Source organism: Salmonella sp. SSDFZ69, assembly GCF_004010755.1.
Classification (GTDB): Bacteria; Pseudomonadota; Gammaproteobacteria; order Enterobacterales; family Enterobacteriaceae; genus Salmonella; species Salmonella enterica.
The window spans coordinates 21,117-39,311 of the sequence record NZ_CP034831.1; the positions used below are offsets into that span (position 1 = coordinate 21,117).

21 protein-coding genes and 1 other annotated feature are annotated in these 18,195 nt (G+C 58.0%); of the genes, 18 read left to right on the forward strand and 3 right to left on the reverse strand.

The genetic code is table 11. The annotated features are described in order from the left end of the window. Nucleotides 1–125 precede the first annotated feature (125 nt). The 10 genes from EOS98_RS00085 (at nt 126) to EOS98_RS00130 (ending at nt 9,149) form a co-directional block, all read left to right on the forward strand. On the forward strand, nt 126–1,526 hold the full coding sequence (locus EOS98_RS00085; RefSeq protein WP_000724469.1) for a cytochrome-c peroxidase: 1,401 nt from the start codon (nt 126–128) through the stop codon (nt 1,524–1,526). 5 nt (nt 1,527–1,531) lie between these two features. Then, the gene (gene ccmA, locus EOS98_RS00090; RefSeq protein WP_000888532.1) at nt 1,532–2,149 is read left to right on the forward strand and encodes a cytochrome c biogenesis heme-transporting ATPase CcmA; all 618 of its coding nucleotides are present in this window, start codon (nt 1,532–1,534) and stop codon (nt 2,147–2,149) included. Next, nucleotides 2,146–2,805 carry a heme exporter protein CcmB gene (gene ccmB, locus EOS98_RS00095; RefSeq protein WP_126523729.1) on the forward strand — a complete coding sequence of 220 codons (660 nt, stop codon included), beginning with the start codon at nt 2,146–2,148 and terminating at the stop codon, nt 2,803–2,805. Before ccmA ends, ccmB begins: the two co-directional genes overlap by 4 nt. 51 nt (nt 2,806–2,856) lie before the next feature. Beyond that, complete coding sequence (locus EOS98_RS00100) at nt 2,857–3,594, forward strand: heme ABC transporter permease (RefSeq protein ID WP_126523730.1); 738 nt, start codon at nt 2,857–2,859, stop codon at nt 3,592–3,594. Beyond that, nucleotides 3,591–3,803 (forward strand): heme exporter protein CcmD, encoded by a 213-nt coding sequence (ccmD, locus tag EOS98_RS00105; protein WP_126523731.1) that lies wholly within the window; start codon nt 3,591–3,593, stop codon nt 3,801–3,803. The genes EOS98_RS00100 and ccmD overlap by 4 nt, the downstream gene beginning before the upstream one ends. Beyond that, nucleotides 3,800–4,279 carry a cytochrome c maturation protein CcmE gene (ccmE, locus tag EOS98_RS00110; protein WP_001053601.1) on the forward strand — a complete coding sequence of 160 codons (480 nt, stop codon included), beginning with the start codon at nt 3,800–3,802 and terminating at the stop codon, nt 4,277–4,279. The genes ccmD and ccmE overlap by 4 nt, the downstream gene beginning before the upstream one ends. Further along, nucleotides 4,276–6,207 (forward strand): heme lyase CcmF/NrfE family subunit, encoded by a 1,932-nt coding sequence (locus EOS98_RS00115; RefSeq protein WP_039521875.1) that lies wholly within the window; start codon nt 4,276–4,278, stop codon nt 6,205–6,207. Before ccmE ends, EOS98_RS00115 begins: the two co-directional genes overlap by 4 nt. Then, the gene (gene dsbE, locus EOS98_RS00120) at nt 6,204–6,761 is read left to right on the forward strand and encodes a thiol:disulfide interchange protein DsbE (protein WP_000828295.1); all 558 of its coding nucleotides are present in this window, start codon (nt 6,204–6,206) and stop codon (nt 6,759–6,761) included. The genes EOS98_RS00115 and dsbE overlap by 4 nt, the downstream gene beginning before the upstream one ends. Beyond that, nucleotides 6,758–7,801 carry a cytochrome c-type biogenesis protein CcmH gene (locus EOS98_RS00125; RefSeq protein ID WP_126523732.1) on the forward strand — a complete coding sequence of 348 codons (1,044 nt, stop codon included), beginning with the start codon at nt 6,758–6,760 and terminating at the stop codon, nt 7,799–7,801. The genes dsbE and EOS98_RS00125 overlap by 4 nt, the downstream gene beginning before the upstream one ends. 121 nt (nt 7,802–7,922) lie before the next feature. Then, a complete protein-coding gene (locus EOS98_RS00130) occupies nt 7,923–9,149 on the forward strand; it encodes a DUF3748 domain-containing protein (protein WP_000809943.1) in 1,227 nt (408 codons plus the stop codon). A 1-nt stretch (nt 9,150) separates the two neighbouring features. Here EOS98_RS00130 and EOS98_RS00135 read toward each other — a convergent pair whose 3' ends face one another. Next, nucleotides 9,151–9,483, reverse strand: a complete 333-nt coding sequence (locus EOS98_RS00135; RefSeq protein WP_001675643.1) for a YceK/YidQ family lipoprotein — start codon at nt 9,481–9,483, stop codon at nt 9,151–9,153. A 242-nt stretch (nt 9,484–9,725) separates the two neighbouring features. Beyond that, nucleotides 9,726–9,799 (forward strand) — a sequence feature (ROSE (Repression Of Heat Shock gene Expression) occurs in the 5'-region of heat shock genes and acts as an RNA thermometer to modulate expression.). On the opposite strand from EOS98_RS00135, the gene ibpA reads away from it, so the two are divergent. The 7 genes from ibpA (at nt 9,793) to EOS98_RS00165 (ending at nt 14,264) form a co-directional block, all read left to right on the forward strand. Further along, a complete protein-coding gene (ibpA, locus tag EOS98_RS00140) occupies nt 9,793–10,206 on the forward strand; it encodes a small heat shock chaperone IbpA (RefSeq protein WP_001532742.1) in 414 nt (137 codons plus the stop codon). Its footprint overlaps the feature before it by 7 nt. A gap of 109 nt (nt 10,207–10,315) precedes the next feature. Next, nucleotides 10,316–10,744, forward strand: a complete 429-nt coding sequence (gene ibpB / locus EOS98_RS00145; RefSeq protein WP_001246919.1) for a small heat shock chaperone IbpB — start codon at nt 10,316–10,318, stop codon at nt 10,742–10,744. A gap of 188 nt (nt 10,745–10,932) precedes the next feature. Beyond that, nucleotides 10,933–12,594 carry a putative transporter gene (locus EOS98_RS00150; RefSeq protein WP_001279793.1) on the forward strand — a complete coding sequence of 554 codons (1,662 nt, stop codon included), beginning with the start codon at nt 10,933–10,935 and terminating at the stop codon, nt 12,592–12,594. A 6-nt stretch (nt 12,595–12,600) separates the two neighbouring features. After that, on the forward strand, nt 12,601–12,918 hold the full coding sequence (locus tag EOS98_RS24570; protein ID WP_140902109.1) for a hypothetical protein: 318 nt from the start codon (nt 12,601–12,603) through the stop codon (nt 12,916–12,918). A 119-nt stretch (nt 12,919–13,037) separates the two neighbouring features. After that, entirely contained in the window at nt 13,038–13,385 is a 348-nt protein-coding gene (locus tag EOS98_RS00155; RefSeq protein ID WP_000703964.1) for a YidH family protein, read from the forward strand. After that, nucleotides 13,375–13,737, forward strand: coding sequence for a DUF202 domain-containing protein (locus EOS98_RS00160; RefSeq protein WP_001113454.1), 363 nt, complete (start codon nt 13,375–13,377; stop codon nt 13,735–13,737). Before EOS98_RS00155 ends, EOS98_RS00160 begins: the two co-directional genes overlap by 11 nt. Continuing rightward, nucleotides 13,734–14,264 (forward strand): radical SAM protein, encoded by a 531-nt coding sequence (locus EOS98_RS00165; protein ID WP_064001148.1) that lies wholly within the window; start codon nt 13,734–13,736, stop codon nt 14,262–14,264. Before EOS98_RS00160 ends, EOS98_RS00165 begins: the two co-directional genes overlap by 4 nt. An 81-nt stretch (nt 14,265–14,345) precedes the next feature. Here EOS98_RS00165 and dsdA read toward each other — a convergent pair whose 3' ends face one another. Both dsdA and dsdX read right to left on the reverse strand, forming a co-directional pair. After that, entirely contained in the window at nt 14,346–15,668 is a 1,323-nt protein-coding gene (gene dsdA / locus EOS98_RS00170) for a D-serine ammonia-lyase (RefSeq protein WP_000427986.1), read from the reverse strand. A gap of 17 nt (nt 15,669–15,685) precedes the next feature. After that, a complete protein-coding gene (dsdX, locus tag EOS98_RS00175; RefSeq protein WP_000543317.1) occupies nt 15,686–17,023 on the reverse strand; it encodes a D-serine transporter DsdX in 1,338 nt (445 codons plus the stop codon). 225 nt (nt 17,024–17,248) lie between these two features. Here dsdX and dsdC point away from each other — a divergent pair, with 225 nt between their 5' ends. Next, nucleotides 17,249–18,172 (forward strand): DNA-binding transcriptional regulator DsdC, encoded by a 924-nt coding sequence (dsdC, locus tag EOS98_RS00180; RefSeq protein WP_001522218.1) that lies wholly within the window; start codon nt 17,249–17,251, stop codon nt 18,170–18,172. Nucleotides 18,173–18,195: the final 23 nt, after the last annotated feature.

The window sequence follows — 18,195 nt, forward strand, 5'->3', positions numbered from 1 at the left end:
AGCCAATTGTAATTATTGATACCAATCAATATCCATGATGGGTTTGTATTTAGTATTGACGGGCCTCATGAGTAAAAAAATAAAATTTAATTAATCATGCCGCAATACCCCATAAGGATAGTGATATGAAAAAAATTACCCTCTATGCGACAACGGTTATCACCGTTGGGCTGTTATGTTATTTAGGTTTGTCCGGGTATGTATGGTATTACGACAAACAGCGCAGTAAAAAAAGCGATGTGCAGGCCTCGGTTGTGGGTGAAAATAATAAAATACTGGGTTATTTCAGGGAGAAAGGATGTGATTATTGTCATACGCCTTCCGCTGAATTACCTTTTTATTCCTCTTTTCCGGTGGCAAAGCAGCTAATGGATTACGATATCCAGCTCGGCTACAAATCGTTTAACCTGGAGGCGGTACGGGCCGCCCTGATTGCGGATACGCCGGTGCCGCAAAGCGAACTGAATAAAATTGAATGGGTTATGCAACATCAGACTATGCCGCCAACCCGCTATGTCGCGCTGCACTGGGCGGGGGGCGTCAGTGATAAAGAGCGTACTGACATCCTGAACTGGATAGCCGATCAGCGTGAGCGCAACTATGCCAGCGCCGATACCGACGCCGCGCACCGGAATGAACCCGTTCAGCCTATTCCGCGCAATATTCCCGTCGATGCGAAAAAAGTCGACTTAGGTTTCCGGCTTTATCATGATGAACGTTTATCCGGCGACAGCACAATATCCTGTGCGCATTGTCACGCGTTAAATGCGGGCGGTGTCGATGGCAGAAAAACCTCAATTGGCGTTGGCGGTGCGGTAGGACCAATAAATGCGCCGACGGTATTCAACTCCGTATTTAATATCGAACAATTTTGGGATGGTCGTGCTGCAACCCTGCAGGAGCAAGCAGGCGGACCGCCGTTAAATCCTATTGAAATGGCCTCTAAATCCTGGGATGAAATTATTAGCAAGCTTGATAAAGATCCTGTCCTGAAAAAAGATTTCCAGGCGGTTTATCCGCAAGGATTTACCGGGGAAAATATTACTGATGCGATCGCCGAATTTGAAAAAACGTTGATAACGCCGGACTCCGCCTTTGATAAATGGCTCCGTGGAGATGAAAATGCGCTGACCGCGCAACAGAAACACGGTTATCAATTATTTAAAGAGAATAAATGTGCAACCTGTCACGGCGGTATCATTTTAGGCGGACGCTCTTTTGAACCATTGGGATTAAAGCGAGACTTTAATTTTGGCGAAATTACCGCAGCGGATATTGGTCGTATGAACGTCACCAAAGAGGTTCGCGATAAATTACGGCAAAAAGTCCCGGGCTTACGCAACGTCGCGTTAACGGCGCCTTATTTCCATCGGGGCGACGTACCGACGCTGGATGGCGCGGTAAAACTGATGCTGCGTTACCAGGTTGGCACCGATCTGCCGCAAAACGATATTGACGATATCGTCGCCTTCCTGGAAAGCCTGACCGGTGTTTATACGCCATATCAACCTGAATATGCGCAATGACAATGATGCTTGAAGCCAGAGATCTGTACTGCGAGCGGGACGAGAGGACGCTGTTTCGCGGGCTGTCGTTCACCGTGGACGCAGGGGAGTGGGTGCAGGTCACCGGCGGCAACGGCGCCGGAAAAACCACCCTGCTGCGCCTGCTGACCGGGCTGGCGCGCCCGGACGGCGGCGAGGTGTACTGGCAGGGCGAGCCCCTGCGCCGCGTGCGCGACAGCTTCCATTCCGGCCTGCTGTGGATAGGGCACCAGCCGGGGATAAAAACCCGCCTGACGGCGCGGGAGAACCTGCACTTCTTCCACCCCGGCGACGGCGCGCGTCTCCCGGAGGCGCTGGCGCAGGCCGGGCTGGCGGGATTTGAGGACGTGCCGGTCGCCCGGCTCTCGGCCGGGCAGCAGCGCCGGGTGGCGCTGGCCCGCCTGTGGCTGACCCGCGCCGCGCTGTGGGTGCTCGACGAGCCGTTCACCGCCATTGACGTTAACGGCGTGGCGCGCCTCACCCGGCGGATGGCGGCGCACACGGCGCAGGGCGGGATGGTCATTCTCACCACCCACCAGCCGCTGCCGGGGGCCGCGGATACCGTCCGCCGCCTGGCGCTGACCGGCGGGGAGGCAGGGCTGTGATGTGGCGTGTCTTCTGTCTCGAGCTGCGCGTGGCGTTCCGCCACGGCGCGGACATCGCCGGCCCGCTGTGGTTCTTCCTGATGGTCATCACCCTGTTTCCGTTAAGCGTCGGGCCGCAGCCGCAGCTGCTGGCGCGTATCGCGCCGGGCATCATCCAGGTGGCGGCGCTGCTGGCCTCGCTGCTGGCGCTGGAGCGGCTGTTTCGCGACGACCTGCAGGACGGCAGCCTGGAGCAGCTGATGCTGCTGCCGGTGCCGCTGCCGGCGGTGGTGCTGGCGAAGGTGCTGGCCCACTGGGCGGTGACCGGCCTGCCGCTGATTATGCTCTCCCCGCTGGTGGCGATGCTGCTGGGGATGGACGTGTACGGCTGGAAAATCATGGCGCTGACGCTGCTGCTCGGCACGCCGGCGCTGGGGTTTCTCGCCGCGCCGGGCGTCGGGCTGACGGCCGGCCTGCGGCGCGGCGGCGTCCTGCTGGGCATTCTGGTGCTGCCGCTGAGTGTCCCGGTGCTGATTTTCGCCGCCGCGGCGATGGACGCGGCATCGATGCATTTACCCGCTGACGGTTATCTGGCGGTGCTGGGGGCGCTGCTGGCGGGCAGCGCGACGTTAAGCCCCTTCGCCACTGCGGCGGCGCTGCGCCTCAGCGTGCAGTAGCGCCCCGGCGCGACGGACATTTTACTGGTTTCAGGAGGTCAGGTGACGACTATGTGGAAAACCCTTCATCAGCTGGCGGCGCCGCCCCGGCTGTATCAGATTTGCGGCAGGCTTGTGCCGTGGCTGGCGGCAGCCGGCATCATTGTGCTGGCCACCGGCTGGGTCCGGGGCTTTGGTTTCGCCCCGGCGGACTACCAGCAGGGGGAGGGCTACCGCATTATGTACCTGCATGTCCCGGCGGCCATCTGGTCAATGGGTATCTATGCGGCGATGGCGGTGGCGGCGTTCACCGGGCTGGTCTGGCAGATGAAAATGGCCACCCTTGCCGTCGCGGCGATGGCGCCGGTGGGGGCGGTGTACACCTTCATCGCGCTGGTCACCGGCGCGGCGTGGGGCAAGCCGATGTGGGGCACCTGGTGGGTGTGGGACGCGCGCCTGACCTCGGAGCTGGTGCTGCTGTTTCTCTACGCCGGGGTCATCGCCCTGTGGCACGCCTTTGACGACCGCCGGATGGCCGGGCGCGCGGCGGGCATTCTGGTGCTGGTCGGCGTGGTGAACCTGCCGGTTATCCACTATTCCGTCGAGTGGTGGAACACCCTGCACCAGGGCTCGACGCGGATGCAGCAGAGTATCGACCCGGCGATGCGCTCGCCGCTGCGCTGGGCCATCGCCGGCTACCTGCTGCTCTTTATGACGCTGGCGCTGATGCGGATGCGCAACCTGATTTTACTGATGGAAAAACGCCGCCCGTGGGTGAGCGAACTGATACTGAAAAGGGGGCACCGGTGAGTCCGGCATTTTCATCGTGGAGCGATTTTTTCGCCATGGGCGGGTACGCCTTTTTTGTCTGGCTGGCGGTGGCGATGACCGTGGCGCCGCTGGTGCTGCTGGCGCTGCACACGGTGCTGCAGCGCCGGGCCATTCTGCACGGCGTGGCGCAGCAGCGGGCGCGCGAGGCGCGGATGCGTGCCGCACAGGCGCAACAGGAGGCGGCGTGAACCTGCGACGTAAAAACCGGCTATGGGTGGTCTGCGCGGTGCTGGCGGGCCTGGCGCTGACCACCGCCCTGGTCCTGTACGCGCTGCGCGCGAATATCGACCTGTTCTATACCCCCGGCGAAATCCTCTACGGCAAGCGCGAGACGCAGCAGCTGCCGGCGGCGGGCCAGCGCCTGCGCGTCGGCGGGATGGTGATGCCCGGCAGCGTCAGGCGCGACCCGGACTCGCTGAAGGTGAACTTCAGCCTCTACGACGCCGAAGGGTCGGTGACGGTGAGCTATGAGGGGATACTGCCGGACCTGTTCCGCGAGGGGCAGGGGGTGGTGGTGCAGGGCACCCTGGAGAAGGGCAACCACGTCCTGGCGCAGGAGGTGCTGGCCAAGCATGACGAGAACTACACCCCGCCGGAAGTGGAAAAGGCGATGCAGGAAAACCACCGCCGCCCGCAACGCGCTGATAAGGACACCTCATCATGATGCCTGAATACGGCCACGCGCTGCTGTGCCTGGCGCTCGGCGTGGCGCTGCTGCTGTCCGTTTACCCGCTGTGGGGCGTGGCGCGCGGCGACGCGCGGATGATGGCGTCGGCCGGGGTGTTCGCCTGGCTGCTGTTTATCTGCGTGGCGGGCGCGTTTTTCGTGCTGGTGCACGCCTTTGTGGTTAACGACTTCACCGTGGCCTATGTCGCCGGCAACTCGAACACGCAGCTGCCGGTGTGGTACCGGGTGGCCGCCACCTGGGGGGCGCACGAGGGCTCGCTGCTGCTGTGGGTGCTGCTGATGAGCGGCTGGACCCTGGCGGTGGCGGTGTTCAGCCGGCCGGTGCCGGCGGATATCGTCGCCCGGGTGCTGGCGGTGATGGGGATGGTCTGCGCCGGTTTTCTGGCGTTCATCCTGTTCACCTCCGGCCCGTTCGCCCGCACGCTGCCGGCCTTTCCGGTGGAGGGGCGTGACCTGAACCCGCTGCTGCAGGACCCGGGGCTGATTTTCCACCCGCCGCTGCTGTATATGGGCTATGTCGGCTTCTCGGTGGCCTTCGCCTTCGCCATCGCCGCGCTGCTGAGCGGGCGTCTGGACAGCGCGTTCACCCGTTTTGCCCGCCCGTGGACGCTGGCGGCGTGGGTGTTCCTGACGCTGGGCATCGTGCTCGGCTCGGCGTGGGCCTACTACGAGCTGGGCTGGGGCGGCTGGTGGTTCTGGGACCCGGTGGAGAACGCCTCCTTTATGCCGTGGCTGGCGGGCACCGCCCTGCTGCACTCGCTGGCGGTCACCGAACAGCGCGCCGGCTTTAAGGCGTGGACGCTGCTGCTGTCCATCTGCGCCTTCTCGCTGTGCCTGCTGGGCACCTTCCTGGTGCGCTCCGGGGTGCTGGTGTCGGTGCACGCCTTCGCCTCCGACCCGGCGCGCGGAATGTTTATCCTCGCCTTTATGGTGCTGGTCACCGGCGGCTCGCTGCTGCTGTTCGCCGTGCGCGGGCACAGGGTGCGTTCGCGGGTGAACAACACGCTGTGGTCGCGCGAGTCGCTGCTGCTCGGCAACAACGTCCTGCTGATGGCCGCCATGCTGGTGGTGCTGCTGGGCACCCTGCTGCCGCTGGTGCACAAACAGCTGGGGCTGGGCAGCATTTCGGTGGGGGAGCCGTTCTTTAACACCATGTTCACCTGGCTGATGGTCCCCTTTGCCCTGCTGCTGGGGGTGGGGCCGCTGGTGCGCTGGGGCCGTGACCGGCCGCGTAACATCAGGAAACTGCTGCTCACCGCCCTGGTCTCCACCCTGGTGCTGTCGGTACTGTTGCCATGGCTGCTGGAAGATAAAATCATCGCCATGACGGCGGTGGGGATGGCGATGGCCTGCTGGATTGCGGTGCTGGCGGTGGCCGAAGCCGTACAGCGCGTGTCCCGCGGCACGAAAACCTCTCTCAGCTACTGGGGAATGGTGGCGGCGCACCTCGGGCTGGCGGTGACGATTACCGGCATCGCCTTCAGCCAGAATTACAGCGTGGAGCGTGACGTGCGGATGCGGGCGGGCGACAGCGTGACCATTCACGACTACCGCTTCACCTTCCGGGAGGTGCGGGACATCACCGGCCCCAACTACCGCGGCGGGGTGGCCCTCATCGGGGTGACGCGCCACGGCGAGCCGGAGGCGGTGCTGCACGCGGAGAAACGGCTCTACAACACCAGCCGGATGGTGATGACCGAGGCGGCGATTGACGGCGGGCTGACCCGCGACCTGTACGCCGCGCTCGGGGAGGAGCTGGACAACGGCGCGTGGGCCGTGCGCCTGTACTACAAACCGTTTGTCCGCTGGATATGGGCCGGGGGACTGCTGATGGCGCTGGGCGGGCTGCTGTGCCTGGCGGACCCGCGCTACCGCCGCCGTAAACCATTGCCGGAGGCCGGATGAAACGCAACGTACTGTTATTACCGCTGCTGATTTTTCTGCTGATTGCCGCGGCGCTGCTGTGGCAGCTGGCGCGCAACGCGCAGGGGGATGACCCGACGAATCTCGAATCGGCGCTGACCGGGAAGCCGGTGCCGGCGTTCCGCCTGGAATCGCTGGAGACGCCGGGTCAGTACTATCAGGCGGAGGTGCTGACGCAGGGGAAACCGGTGCTGCTTAACGTCTGGGCCACCTGGTGCCCGACCTGCCGCGCCGAACATCAGTACCTGAACCAGCTTTCTGCGCAGGGTATCCGGGTGGTCGGGCTGAACTATAAGGACGACCGGGCGAAGGCGGTGGCCTGGTTAAAGGAACTGGGTAACCCGTATGCGCTGAGTTTATCGGACAGCGACGGGATGCTGGGGCTGGACCTGGGCGTGTACGGCGCGCCGGAAACCTTCCTCATCGACGGCAACGGGATTATCCGCTACCGCCATGCGGGCGATTTGAATGCCCGGGTATGGGAAAGTGAACTGAAACCGCTGTGGGACAGATACAGCCGGGAGGCGGCGCAATGAGACTGTTACCGGGCATGGTGATGCTGATGCTGGCGCTGGTTATCGCCGGGTCAGCGCGGGCAACCACCGACGTGATGCCGTTTAAAGATGAAGCGCAGGAGCAGCAGTTCCGCCAGCTCACGGAGCAGCTGCGCTGCCCGAAATGCCAGAACAACAGCATTGCGGACTCGAACGCGATGATAGCCACCGACATGCGCCGCAGGGTGTATGACCTGATGCAGGAGGGGAAGAGCCGCCAGGAAATCATCGATTACATGGTGGCGCGCTACGGCAACTTTGTCACCTACGACCCGCCGCTGACCCCGCTGACGGTGCTGCTGTGGGTGCTGCCGCTGGCCGCCATTGTGGCGGGCGGGTGGATAATCGTCGCCCGCACGCGCCGGCGGGTGCGCCTGCGCCGGGAGCCGCTGCCGGCGGACACCCCGGTTTGCGGCGCGCGCGCCGGGTGGGGCGTTTACGTGCCGGGGGCCGTCATTGCGCTGGCGGTCGGCGCCGGCAGCTACGCCCTGACCGGCAGCTATCAGCAGGTCAGGGTCTGGCAGCAGGCAACGGCGCAGACGCCCGGGCTGCTGGCGCGGGCGCTGGACCCGCAGGCGCAGCCGCTGAATGAAGAGGAGATGGCGCGGCTGGCGCTGGGGCTGCGCACCCGCCTGCAGAATGATGCCGGCAATGTTGAGGGCTGGCTCATGCTGGGGCGCACCGGTATGGTACTGGGTAATGCCGGTACCGCCACCGGGGCGTATGCGAACGCCTACCGCCTGGACCCGAAAAACAGCGATGCGGCGCTGGGCTACGCGGAGGCGCTGACGCGCTCGTCCGACCCGGAGGATAACCGCCGCGGCGGGGAGCTGCTGCGTCAGCTGGTGAGCCGCGACCACACGGATATCCGGGTGTTAAGCCTGTATGCGTTCAGCGCCTTTGAGCAGCAGCGTTTCGGCGAGGCGGTGGCGGCCTGGGAGATGATGCTGAAACTGCTGCCGGCGGGTGACGCCCGGCGGGCGGTGATAGAGCGCAGTATCCGGCTGGCGCAGGAGAAATAAGACCCTGACGGCCCGGTGGCGTGGCGCCATCGGGCCTGGTTATCCCAATGATACGCTAAAGCCTGAAAGTAAAGCCCGTGTGAAGTATGATGGCGAGCATCGTCTCTTATCAGGACATCCTATGAAACAAATCACCTTTACGCCGCGCCATCACCAGCTTACCAACACCAATACCTGGACGCCTGACAGCCAGTGGCTGGTCTTTGATGTGCGGCCTTCAGGCGCGTCATTTACGGGCAAGACCATTGAGCGTGTCAATGTGCATACCGGCGACGTGGAGGTGATTTATCGCGCCGTGCAGGGCGCGCATGTCGGTGTGGTGACGGTGCATCCTGCCGACAATCACTATGTGTTTATTCATGGCCCTGAAAACCCTGATGAGACGTGGCATTACGATTTCCACCACCGCCGGGGCGTTATTGCAACGCCGGGGGGCGTGACTAACCTCGATGCGATGGATATTACTGCGCCGTATACTCCCGGCGCGCTGCGCGGCGGCAGCCACGTCCATGTGTTTAGCCCGAACGGCGAGCTGGTGAGTTTTACCTATAATGACCACGTTCTGCATGAGCGAGATCCGGCGCTGGATCTACGTAATGTCGGCGTGGCCGTGCCGTATGGGCCGGTAACGGTGCCGGTTCAGCATCCGCGCGAATACAGCGGTAGCCACTGGTGCGTACTGGTTAGCCGCACGACGCCTGCGCCGAGACCTGGCAGCGATGACATTAACCGCGCCTATGAAGAGGGCTGGGTGGGCAACCGCCAGATCGCCTTTATTGGCGATACGCTGTCGCTGACAGGCCAAAAAGTCCCGGAGTTGTTTATTGTCGATTTACCGTGTCATGAAAACGGCTGGAAACAGGCAGGCGACACGCCGCTGACGGGAACCGAATCAACAATGCCATCGCCGCCGTTGGGCGTAGTTCAGCGGCGTCTTACCTTTACTCACCAGCGTGTTTATCCTGGACTCACTAACGAACCACGCCACTGGGTACGCAGTAATCCGCAGGCGACGGCGATCGCCTTTTTGATGCGGGACGATAACGGCGTAGCGCAACTGTGGCTGATATCGCCTCAGGGAGGCGAGCCCCGGCAGTTAACGCATCATGCGACCGGCGTACAGTCAGCGTTTAACTGGCATCCGTCGGGTAAATGGCTGGGACTGGTGCTGGAAAATCGGATTGCCTGCTGCGACGCACAAAGTGGGAGGATCGACTTCTTAACCGCCAGGCACGACAACCCGCCGTCTGCGGACGCCGTCGTTTTTTCACCGGATGGGCGACACGTCGCATGGATGGAAGAGGTGAAAGGGTTCCGTCAGCTATGGGTGACGGAAACCGGGCGATAAATCAGGGAGGAGGCATCTTCGCCGGGGGGATGACGGCATTGGTCATTTTCGTCTCCTCCTCGCTTTTCTCTACGCGCGATCTTACCGAACTGTCTTTGCGGAAGATGTCCCACGGCAGAAGGATCGTATCCATCACGGCGGTAAACGGCATATCCAGGATGGCCAACGATTTGGTGCCCCAGTTTGTCTCATCGTTACCGATCATCGTAGCGCTGGCGCGCGTGCCAGGATAAGTACCCTCTTTACCGCCGGTGTGCGACATGACGCTTGAACAACCGCCTAATAAAAGCATCCCATTCCATATTATCAGCGTTAACCACACGTTTTTTATCATCACTCATTCATCTGTTGGTTGTCGTTATTTGCATGATGAGTTATAGCGATCCGTTGCTAAAAATAACATCACCAGTACGTGGCACTGTGGCGGTAATCGCACTTTAACAATCAGTGCTGTCCCAACCAGTCTATGCAATAGCCAATAAACTGCAAAAAAAAGTCGGATTAAAATACTTGAAAAGTACGTATTCAGACCCATTTATAAGACGTAGTGAATAGAAGGGCACGCCTGATGGGTGTTCTGGCAATCCTGGCCTGTCCATGATGGAAGGTCTGACATTCTCGCTGATTTCAGGAGTTTATGATTATGCGTAACTTTGATTTATCCCCGCTGTACCGTTCTGCCATTGGTTTTGACCGTCTGTTTAACCTGCTTGAAAATAACCAAAGCCAAAGTAATGGCGGCTACCCTCCGTACAACGTTGAGCTGGTAGACGAAAACCACTACCGCATCGCCATTGCCGTTGCCGGTTTCGCGGAAAGCGAACTGGAGATTACCGCCCAGGATAATTTACTGGTGGTAAAAGGCGCTCATGCGGACGAGCAGAAAGAACGTACTTACCTGTATCAGGGCATTGCCGAGCGTAACTTTGAGCGTAAGTTCCAGTTAGCGGAAAACATTCACGTTCGCGGCGCAAACCTGGTCAACGGGCTGCTGTATATCGAACTGGAGCGCGTGATTCCGGAAGCGAACAAACCGCGCCGTATCGAAATTAACTGATTCCGTCGGGTCGCGTTGCGCGGCCTGTCATCCCATGCTCGCCGTCAGGGAGCATATTCGCACGTAAAGTGTGAAGGTAAAAACTCGCTTCTTAGAAGGAGAAATGATTATGCGTAACTACGATTTATCCCCACTGCTGCGTCAATGGATCGGTTTTGACAAGCTGGCCAATGCGCTGCAAAACAGCGGCGAAAGCCAGAGCTTCCCGCCCTATAACATCGAAAAAAGCGACGATAACCATTATCGCATTACCTTAGCGTTAGCCGGTTTCCGTCAGGAAGATCTGGATATTCAACTGGAAGGCACGCGCTTGACGGTGAAAGGCACGCCGGAACAGCCGGAAAACGAGCCCAAATGGTTACATCAGGGCCTGGTCATGCAGCCTTTTAGCCTGAGCTTTACGCTGGCTGAAAATATGGAAGTTTCCGGCGCGACGTTTACCAACGGCCTGCTGCATATTGATTTAACCCGTAACGAGCCGGAAACCATTGCGCCGCAGCGTATCGCCATTAACGAACGCTCCGCATTAAATAGCTAATGAGCTCCTTGCCTTGCCCCGCCAGAGATGGCGGGGCTTTTTTATGCCACGAAAAAGGGTAAGACGCTGCCGAAGTCAGGACGTCTGGGCGGTTTTGTAACATGAGAATGTGCGCCATGCTGTATATATGCCTTAACGGTTCAGTCATAATCCCTATAAATTGAAATGTTACTCACAGGGAAGAAAAGATGAGTGATATCGCATTGACGGTCAGCGTTCTGGCGTTGGTGGCGGTTGTCGGTTTATGGATCGGCAACATTAAAGTGCGCGGTGTCGGCTTTGGTATTGGCGGCGTTCTGTTCGGCGGTATTATCGTCGGCCACTTCGTCGATCAGGCTGGGGTGACGCTGAGCGGCGATATGCTGCACTTTATCCAGGAATTCGGCCTGATCCTTTTTGTTTATACCATCGGCATACAGGTGGGGCCGGGGTTTTTCGCCTCGCTGCGCGTTTCCGGGCTGCGTCTCAATCTGTTTGCTGTTTTGATTGTGATTATGGGCGGGTTAGTCACCGCGATTCTGCATAAAATTTTCGCTATTCCGCTGCCAGTGGTGCTGGGGATTTTCTCCGGCGCAGTCACCAATACGCCTGCGTTAGGGGCGGGTCAGCAAATCCTGCGCGATCTGGGAACGCCAGTGGATCTGGTAGATCAGATGGGGATGAGCTATGCGATGGCGTATCCGTTTGGCATCTGCGGTATTTTGCTCACCATGTGGCTGATGCGGCTGATTTTTCGCGTTAACGTCGAGGCGGAGGCGCAGAAGCACGAATCCTCTCTCGCTAACGGCCATTCATTAATTCAGACAATGAATATCCGTGTCGAGAATCCGAACCTCAATAATATGGCTATTCAGGATGTGCCGATCCTGAACAGCGATAAAATCATTTGCTCACGCCTGAAACGTGACGACACGCTGATGGTGCCGTCGCCGGGGACGATTATCCAGGCAGGCGACCTGCTGCACCTCGTCGGCCAATCTACCGACCTGCATAACGCGCAACTGGTGATCGGCAAGGAAGTGGACACCTCGTTGTCGACGCGCGGCACGGATTTACGCGTCGAGCGTGTGGTCGTCACCAACGAAAAAGTGCTCGGCAAACGTATCCGCGATTTGCACTTTAAAGAGCGTTATGACGTGGTTATCTCCCGTCTTAACCGCGCGGGCGTTGAGCTGGTCGCCAGCAGCGACGCCAGCCTGCAGTTTGGCGACATTCTCAATCTGGTGGGGCGTCCTGCCTCGATTGATGCGGTAGCCAATGTGGTCGGCAACGCGCAGCAAAAACTCCAGCAGGTGCAGATGCTGCCGGTGTTTATCGGCATCGGATTAGGGGTTCTGCTTGGGTCAATCCCGTTGTTTGTGCCGGGATTCCCGGTCGCGTTAAAACTGGGGCTGGCCGGCGGGCCGCTGATCATGGCGCTAATTTTGGGGCGTATCGGCAGCATCGGTAAGCTGTACTGGTTTATGCCGCCGAGCGCCAACCTCGCGCTGCGTGAGTTAGGCATCGTTTTGTTTCTGGCGGTCGTTGGGCTGAAATCCGGCGGCGATTTTGTCGATACGCTGACGCAGGGCGAAGGATTAAGCTGGATTGGCTACGGTATTTTCATCACCGCTATTCCGCTGATTACCGTCGGTTTGCTGGCGCGGATTTTTGCCAAAATGAACTATCTGACGCTGTGCGGGATGCTGGCCGGTTCGATGACCGATCCGCCAGCGCTGGCATTTGCCAACAATCTGCACGCCACCAGCGGCGCGGCGGCGCTCTCTTACGCGACCGTCTATCCGTTAGTGATGTTCCTGCGTATTATCACGCCACAACTGCTGGCGGTGATTTTTTGGGGAATGGGTTAGCGCCTGATGGCGCGTTGCTTATCCAGCCTACGCACTGTGTTAAATCTAGGCTGGATAACGCGCGCCGCACCGGTCACACTTCTGCTCTTCTTCTTATATCCTTCCTCAATGAACGTGCTAATCAGCGTAATGGCAATGAGCATAATTCCATTTTATTTCAGTTGGTTATCAATCTTCATCGCCTTTTTTTTCGTCGCGACGGGTAGTTTTTCAGCTTTTAATTCGGCAATAATGCCTTTCCTGGCGGTGGCGTTGAAAAAGGTCGTAACTGAAATGAAAAATAGCGGGAATGAGCGCGGTTGCGCCGAAACGCGTCACCAGTGAACTACAGTTATTTTGCAATAAGATTCCCTTGCTGCGGGATAATGTGAAGCATATCAGCAACAACGTGAGTGGTATTCTGAAAACGAACGGGAATACATAAGAACGTAAAAGGAGTCGTCATGAAGATTTCCCGCCTCGGAGAAGCGCCGGATTATCGCTTCTCACTGGCAAATGAGCGCACCTTTCTGGCGTGGATTCGCACCTCGCTGGGATTTCTGGCGGCAGGCGTCGGTCTTGATCAGCTCGCCCCGGATTTTGCCACGCCGGTGATCCGTGAACTGCTGGCGCTACTGTTGTGTCTGTTTGCGGGCGGCCTGGCGATTTATGGCTATCTACGCTGGTTACGTAATGAAAAAGCGATGCGTCTGAAAGAGGATTTGCCCTATACCCATAGCCTGTTGATCATCAGCGTTATTTTGATGATTGTCGCGGTGATAGTGATGGGGCTGGTACTGTATGCCGGATAGTCGTAAAGCCCGTCGGCAGAACGATCCGGGACTGCAACCGGAACGTACGTCACTGGCCTGGTTTCGCACGCTGCTGGGATACGGGGCGTTAATGGCGTTAGCCGTCAGGCACCACTGGCATCAGGCGGGGTTCTTGTTCTGGGTGTCGATCAGCGTTCTGGCGATAGTGGCGGTGATTCTTTGGCGTTATACCCTGAGTCGTAATTTGATGGATGTCGCGCATAGCGATTTTTCCGAAACTCATGTCGTGCGTGACAAATTTTTGATCTCCCTCGCGGTGTTGTCGCTCGCAATCCTGTTTGCTGTTACCCATATTCGCCAACTTATTGCATTTATCGGGAATTTTATATGACAGGACGTCAGGACATTGTCGTGAGTGATGACCAGATTCAGGTCGTCGTAAATCGCCAGAATAGCCAGCGCCCTCAGCAACTGTACCGTAACTTACAACGGCTCGGCATTCGCAATGTCCATTTTATCCCATTGTTGGAACATGACCGGAACGGAATGTTGACCGAGGATTCATTGTGTTCAGCAGACTGGGGGCGGTTTTTAAATAGCGTATTTGATATCTGGGTACGTGAAGATATTCAGCGTATCTCGGTCCGCCTTTTTGATGAGACGCTACAGCAGTGGTGCGGCGGCAAGAATGGCGTTGAAGCGCCGGACAAGGCGCCGCTAAGCGCTGAATGTCAGAAGTGCTCTTTATTACGATTTTGCGGCGGCGGATGCCCTGAGCATCGGGATAGCCAGGGGAAAAATCAGCTTTGCGAGGGCTACCAGACCTTTTTTAACTACTCCTCGCCGCATATGCGGGTGATGCGGGATTTACTGAAGCAGCATCGCTCGCCGGAGGAGTTGATGGCGATGCTGCGTTAACGTCACAGGCCTGATAAGCGTAGCGCCATCAGGCGATGGCGTGCCGGATGGCGCAGCCGTCTTTCCGGCACTGAGCGAGTATTAGCGTCCTTTCGCCAGGTATTGTTCCATTTCATCCTCCGGCACCATGCCGCCCCCGGTTGCCCATACCAGATGCGTCGCGTTGCCGAGCTGCGTCTGACTGAATCCATGCCTTTGCTGATACGCGGCGGCGGCGCAAATGCGCTGTGGCCCGGCCATCCCCGCCAGAGCTGATGGCTCCAGTCGAATTCCTTCCTCCTGCGCCAGCCAGCCCAGCATGTCGTACATTGTTTGATCGTCTAAGGTATAGAGGCCGTCAAGCAGACGCTCCATTGCCCGCCCAACAAAGCCCGAAGCGCGACCTACCGCCAGGCCGTCAGCCGCCGTCAGGTTATCAATACCGATATCTTGTACTGAGATGGCATCGTGCAGACCGGTATAAACGCCGAGTAACATGCAGGGTGAATGGGTCGGTTCGGCAAAGAAACAGTGGACGTTGTCGCCAAACGCCAGTTTCAGGCCAAAGGCGACGCCGCCAGGGCCGCCGCCAACGCCGCACGGCAGATAAACAAACAGTGGGTGACTGGCGTCAACGACGCGTCCCTGCTGCGCGAATTGCGCTTTCAGACGCTGACCCGCTACCGCATAGCCCAGAAATAGCGTGCGAGAGTTTTCATCGTCGATAAAGAAACAGTTTGGATCGGATTGCGCTGCTTTTCGGCCCTGCTCAACCGCCACGCCGTAATCATCTTCGTATTCTACGACCGTCACGCCGTGGCTACGCAGCTTCGCTTTTTTCCAGGCGCGGGCGTCGGCAGACATATGTACCGTCACTTTAAAACCGATGCAGGCGCTCATGATACCGATCGATAGCCCCAGATTGCCGGTTGAACCGACGGCGATACTGTACTGGCTGAAGAATTGTTTAAATTCCGGCGAAAGCAACACGCTATAGTCATCGTCGGTGGTTAACAGACCCGCCTCCAGCGCCAGTTTTTCCGCGTGCGTTAGCACCTCGTAGATGCCGCCGCGCGCTTTAATGGAACCAGAGATTGCCAGGTGACTGTCTTTTTTTAACAGCATTTCACCGTCGATCGTTTGCCCATACTCTTTTTCCAGCCGCTTTTGCATGGCCGGAATAGCGACCACGTCAGATTCGATCATGCCGCCAGCGGCAGCGGTTTGCGGAAACGCTTTCGCCAGATACGGCGCAAAGCGCGCCAGACGGTCATGGGCGGCGTTTACGTCCTGCTCCGTCAGGCCGACATACGGTAGACCTTGTGCAAGAGAGGTGGCGCCCGGGTTAAACCAGGTGGTTTCTTTGAGGGCGACCAGATCCTCGACCAAAGGATACCGGGCGATGAGCTTTTGTATGTTTTCCATAGTACGTCTCTTTACGATCAGATGATAAAGGAAAGCAGGAATGTGCCAGCCAGTGCAACGACAGATGCGATAAACGTGGCCGTCGTATAGTATTTAAACGTTTCATTCAGCGTAGCGCCGCAATACTGCTTGACCAGCCAGAACAGGGAATCGGTCACGATCGTGCAGCCAATGGCGCCGGAACCGATGGCAATAGCGATGATCTCCGGGCTGACGTCAGGATAGAGCGGCAGCATTGGCGCAACAATCGCGGTGGCGCCCATCATCGCCACCGTCGCAGAGCCGACCGCCGCGTGCAGAATCAGCGCTACCAGCCACGCCAGCAGAATCGGGTGCATATGCATATTTGAGAGGATCACCGCCAGCGTGTCCGCCAGCCCGCTACTTTTGAGAATGGCGTTGAACGCGCCGCCCGCGCCGATAATCAGCAGGATGTTCGCAATGGCGCCAAAGCCGTTTTCGGTGTGGGTAAGTAGCGCGCTCATACCCATATGCTGGCGCAGACCGAGTATGTAATACGCCACAAAGACAGCGATAAACATTGCGGTGATCGGATTACCGATAAACTCCAGCAGCGTATACAACGTGCCGTCTTTCGCCATATTCAGTTCAGCGACGGTTTTCACCAGCATCAGGCCAATCGGCAGCAGAACGGTAAACAGCGTTGCGCCCAGCGATGGCAGGGTGTTTTCGGCGCGCACTTCAAGATCCGCAAACTCTGTCGGTACGGGCTTGAACGGCAGACGATTACCCAGAAACTTTAAGAACAGCGGGCCGCCGACCAATGAGGCCATCAGCCCGACCAGTAGACCGTAGACAATCACCGAGCCGATATCCGCCCCCAGTTTATTTGCGACAAACAGCGCAGCCGGATGCGGCGGTACCACGCAATGGACGGCCATCAGCGCGGTACACAGCGGAATGGCCAGCTTCAGCAGCGAGGTATGGGTCTTTTTAGCGATAGAAAACGCCAGTGGGATGAGCAACACGACGCCCACTTCCACGAACAACGTGATACCGCAAATCAGCCCCACCAGTACCATGATCACGTCAGCAGAGAGCCAGCGGCAGCGCTGGAGCGTAAGCCCGATGCGTTCCGCCGCGCCGGAAACCTCCATCATTTTGCCGAGGATGGTGCCAAGACCGATAACGGCGGCCAGAAAACCGAGCGTACCGCCTATTCCGTTTTCTATCGCCGTGACCATCTCCAGCGGCCCCATGCCCATCATCGCGCCGACAAAGAAACTGGCGAGCAGTAACGCCAGGAAGGGGTGGAATTTAAACTTCACGATGGTCAATACGATTAACACGATGCTGATCAGCAGCGTGCTCACTACCCAGATTTGAGCGTGCATATCTCACCTACCCTGTGATTAATCTGTTCTTATTGGACAGAAAAACAGCACCCCCTGACAAACGATATAATTTGCCATTCACATGATGTAAATTGAATCAACTATGTGATTTCCATCTAATATTGCTTTTATTTTGCGATATGGTTCATTTTGCTTCATCTATGTGCGGATTTTTTCAGCGTGTTTTTTTACACTTCGGGAAATTAAAAGATGACTGAGGTTGCCATGGAACCCCTTCGCGATACCCGAAACCGCTTACTCAACGGCTGGCAGTTATCCAAACTCTATACTTTTGAAGTCGCGGCCAGACACCAGTCCTTTGCTCTGGCGGCAGATGAGCTGTCGTTAAGCCCCAGTGCGGTAAGTCATCGTATCAATCAACTGGAAGCCGAGTTGGGAATCCAGCTATTTGTCCGCTCTCACCGTAAAGTGGAGCTTACCCATGAAGGCAAACGGGTATTCTGGGCGCTGAAATCGTCGCTGGATACGTTGAATCAGGAAATCCTCGATATCAAAAATCAGGAACTGTCCGGCACGTTGACCGTGTATTCCCGTCCCTCTATCGCCCAGTGCTGGCTGGTACCCGCGCTGGGGGACTTTACCCGTCGCTATCCGTCAATTTCTCTCACTATGCTGACCGGCAACGATAACGTTAACCTACAGCGTGCCGGCATTGACCTGGCTATCTATTTTGACGATGCGCCGTCGGCGCAGCTCACGCACCATTTTTTAATGGATGAGGCGATTTTGCCCGTTTGCAGCCCGGATTACGCCCATCGTTTCGCCTTGCAGGACAACCTGAATAACCTGCGGCACTGTACGCTCTTACACGACAGACAGGCGTGGAGTAACGATTCGGGCACCGATGAGTGGCACAGTTGGGCGCAGCATTTTGCAGTAAATTTGCCGGATTCATCCGGCATTGGCTTCGATCGTTCTGATTTAGCGGTGATTGCCGCGATGAACCACATTGGCGTGGCGATGGGGCGTAAACGGCTGGTGCAAAAGCGTCTCGACAGCGGAGAACTGATTGCGCCTTTTGGTGACATGAGGCTGAAATGTCATCAGCATTATTATGTCACCACTCTGCCTGGCAGGCAGTGGCCGAAAATCGAGGCATTTATTCGCTGGTTGCAGGAACAGGTGTGAAGATTTATTACGCTTTGTCGCTA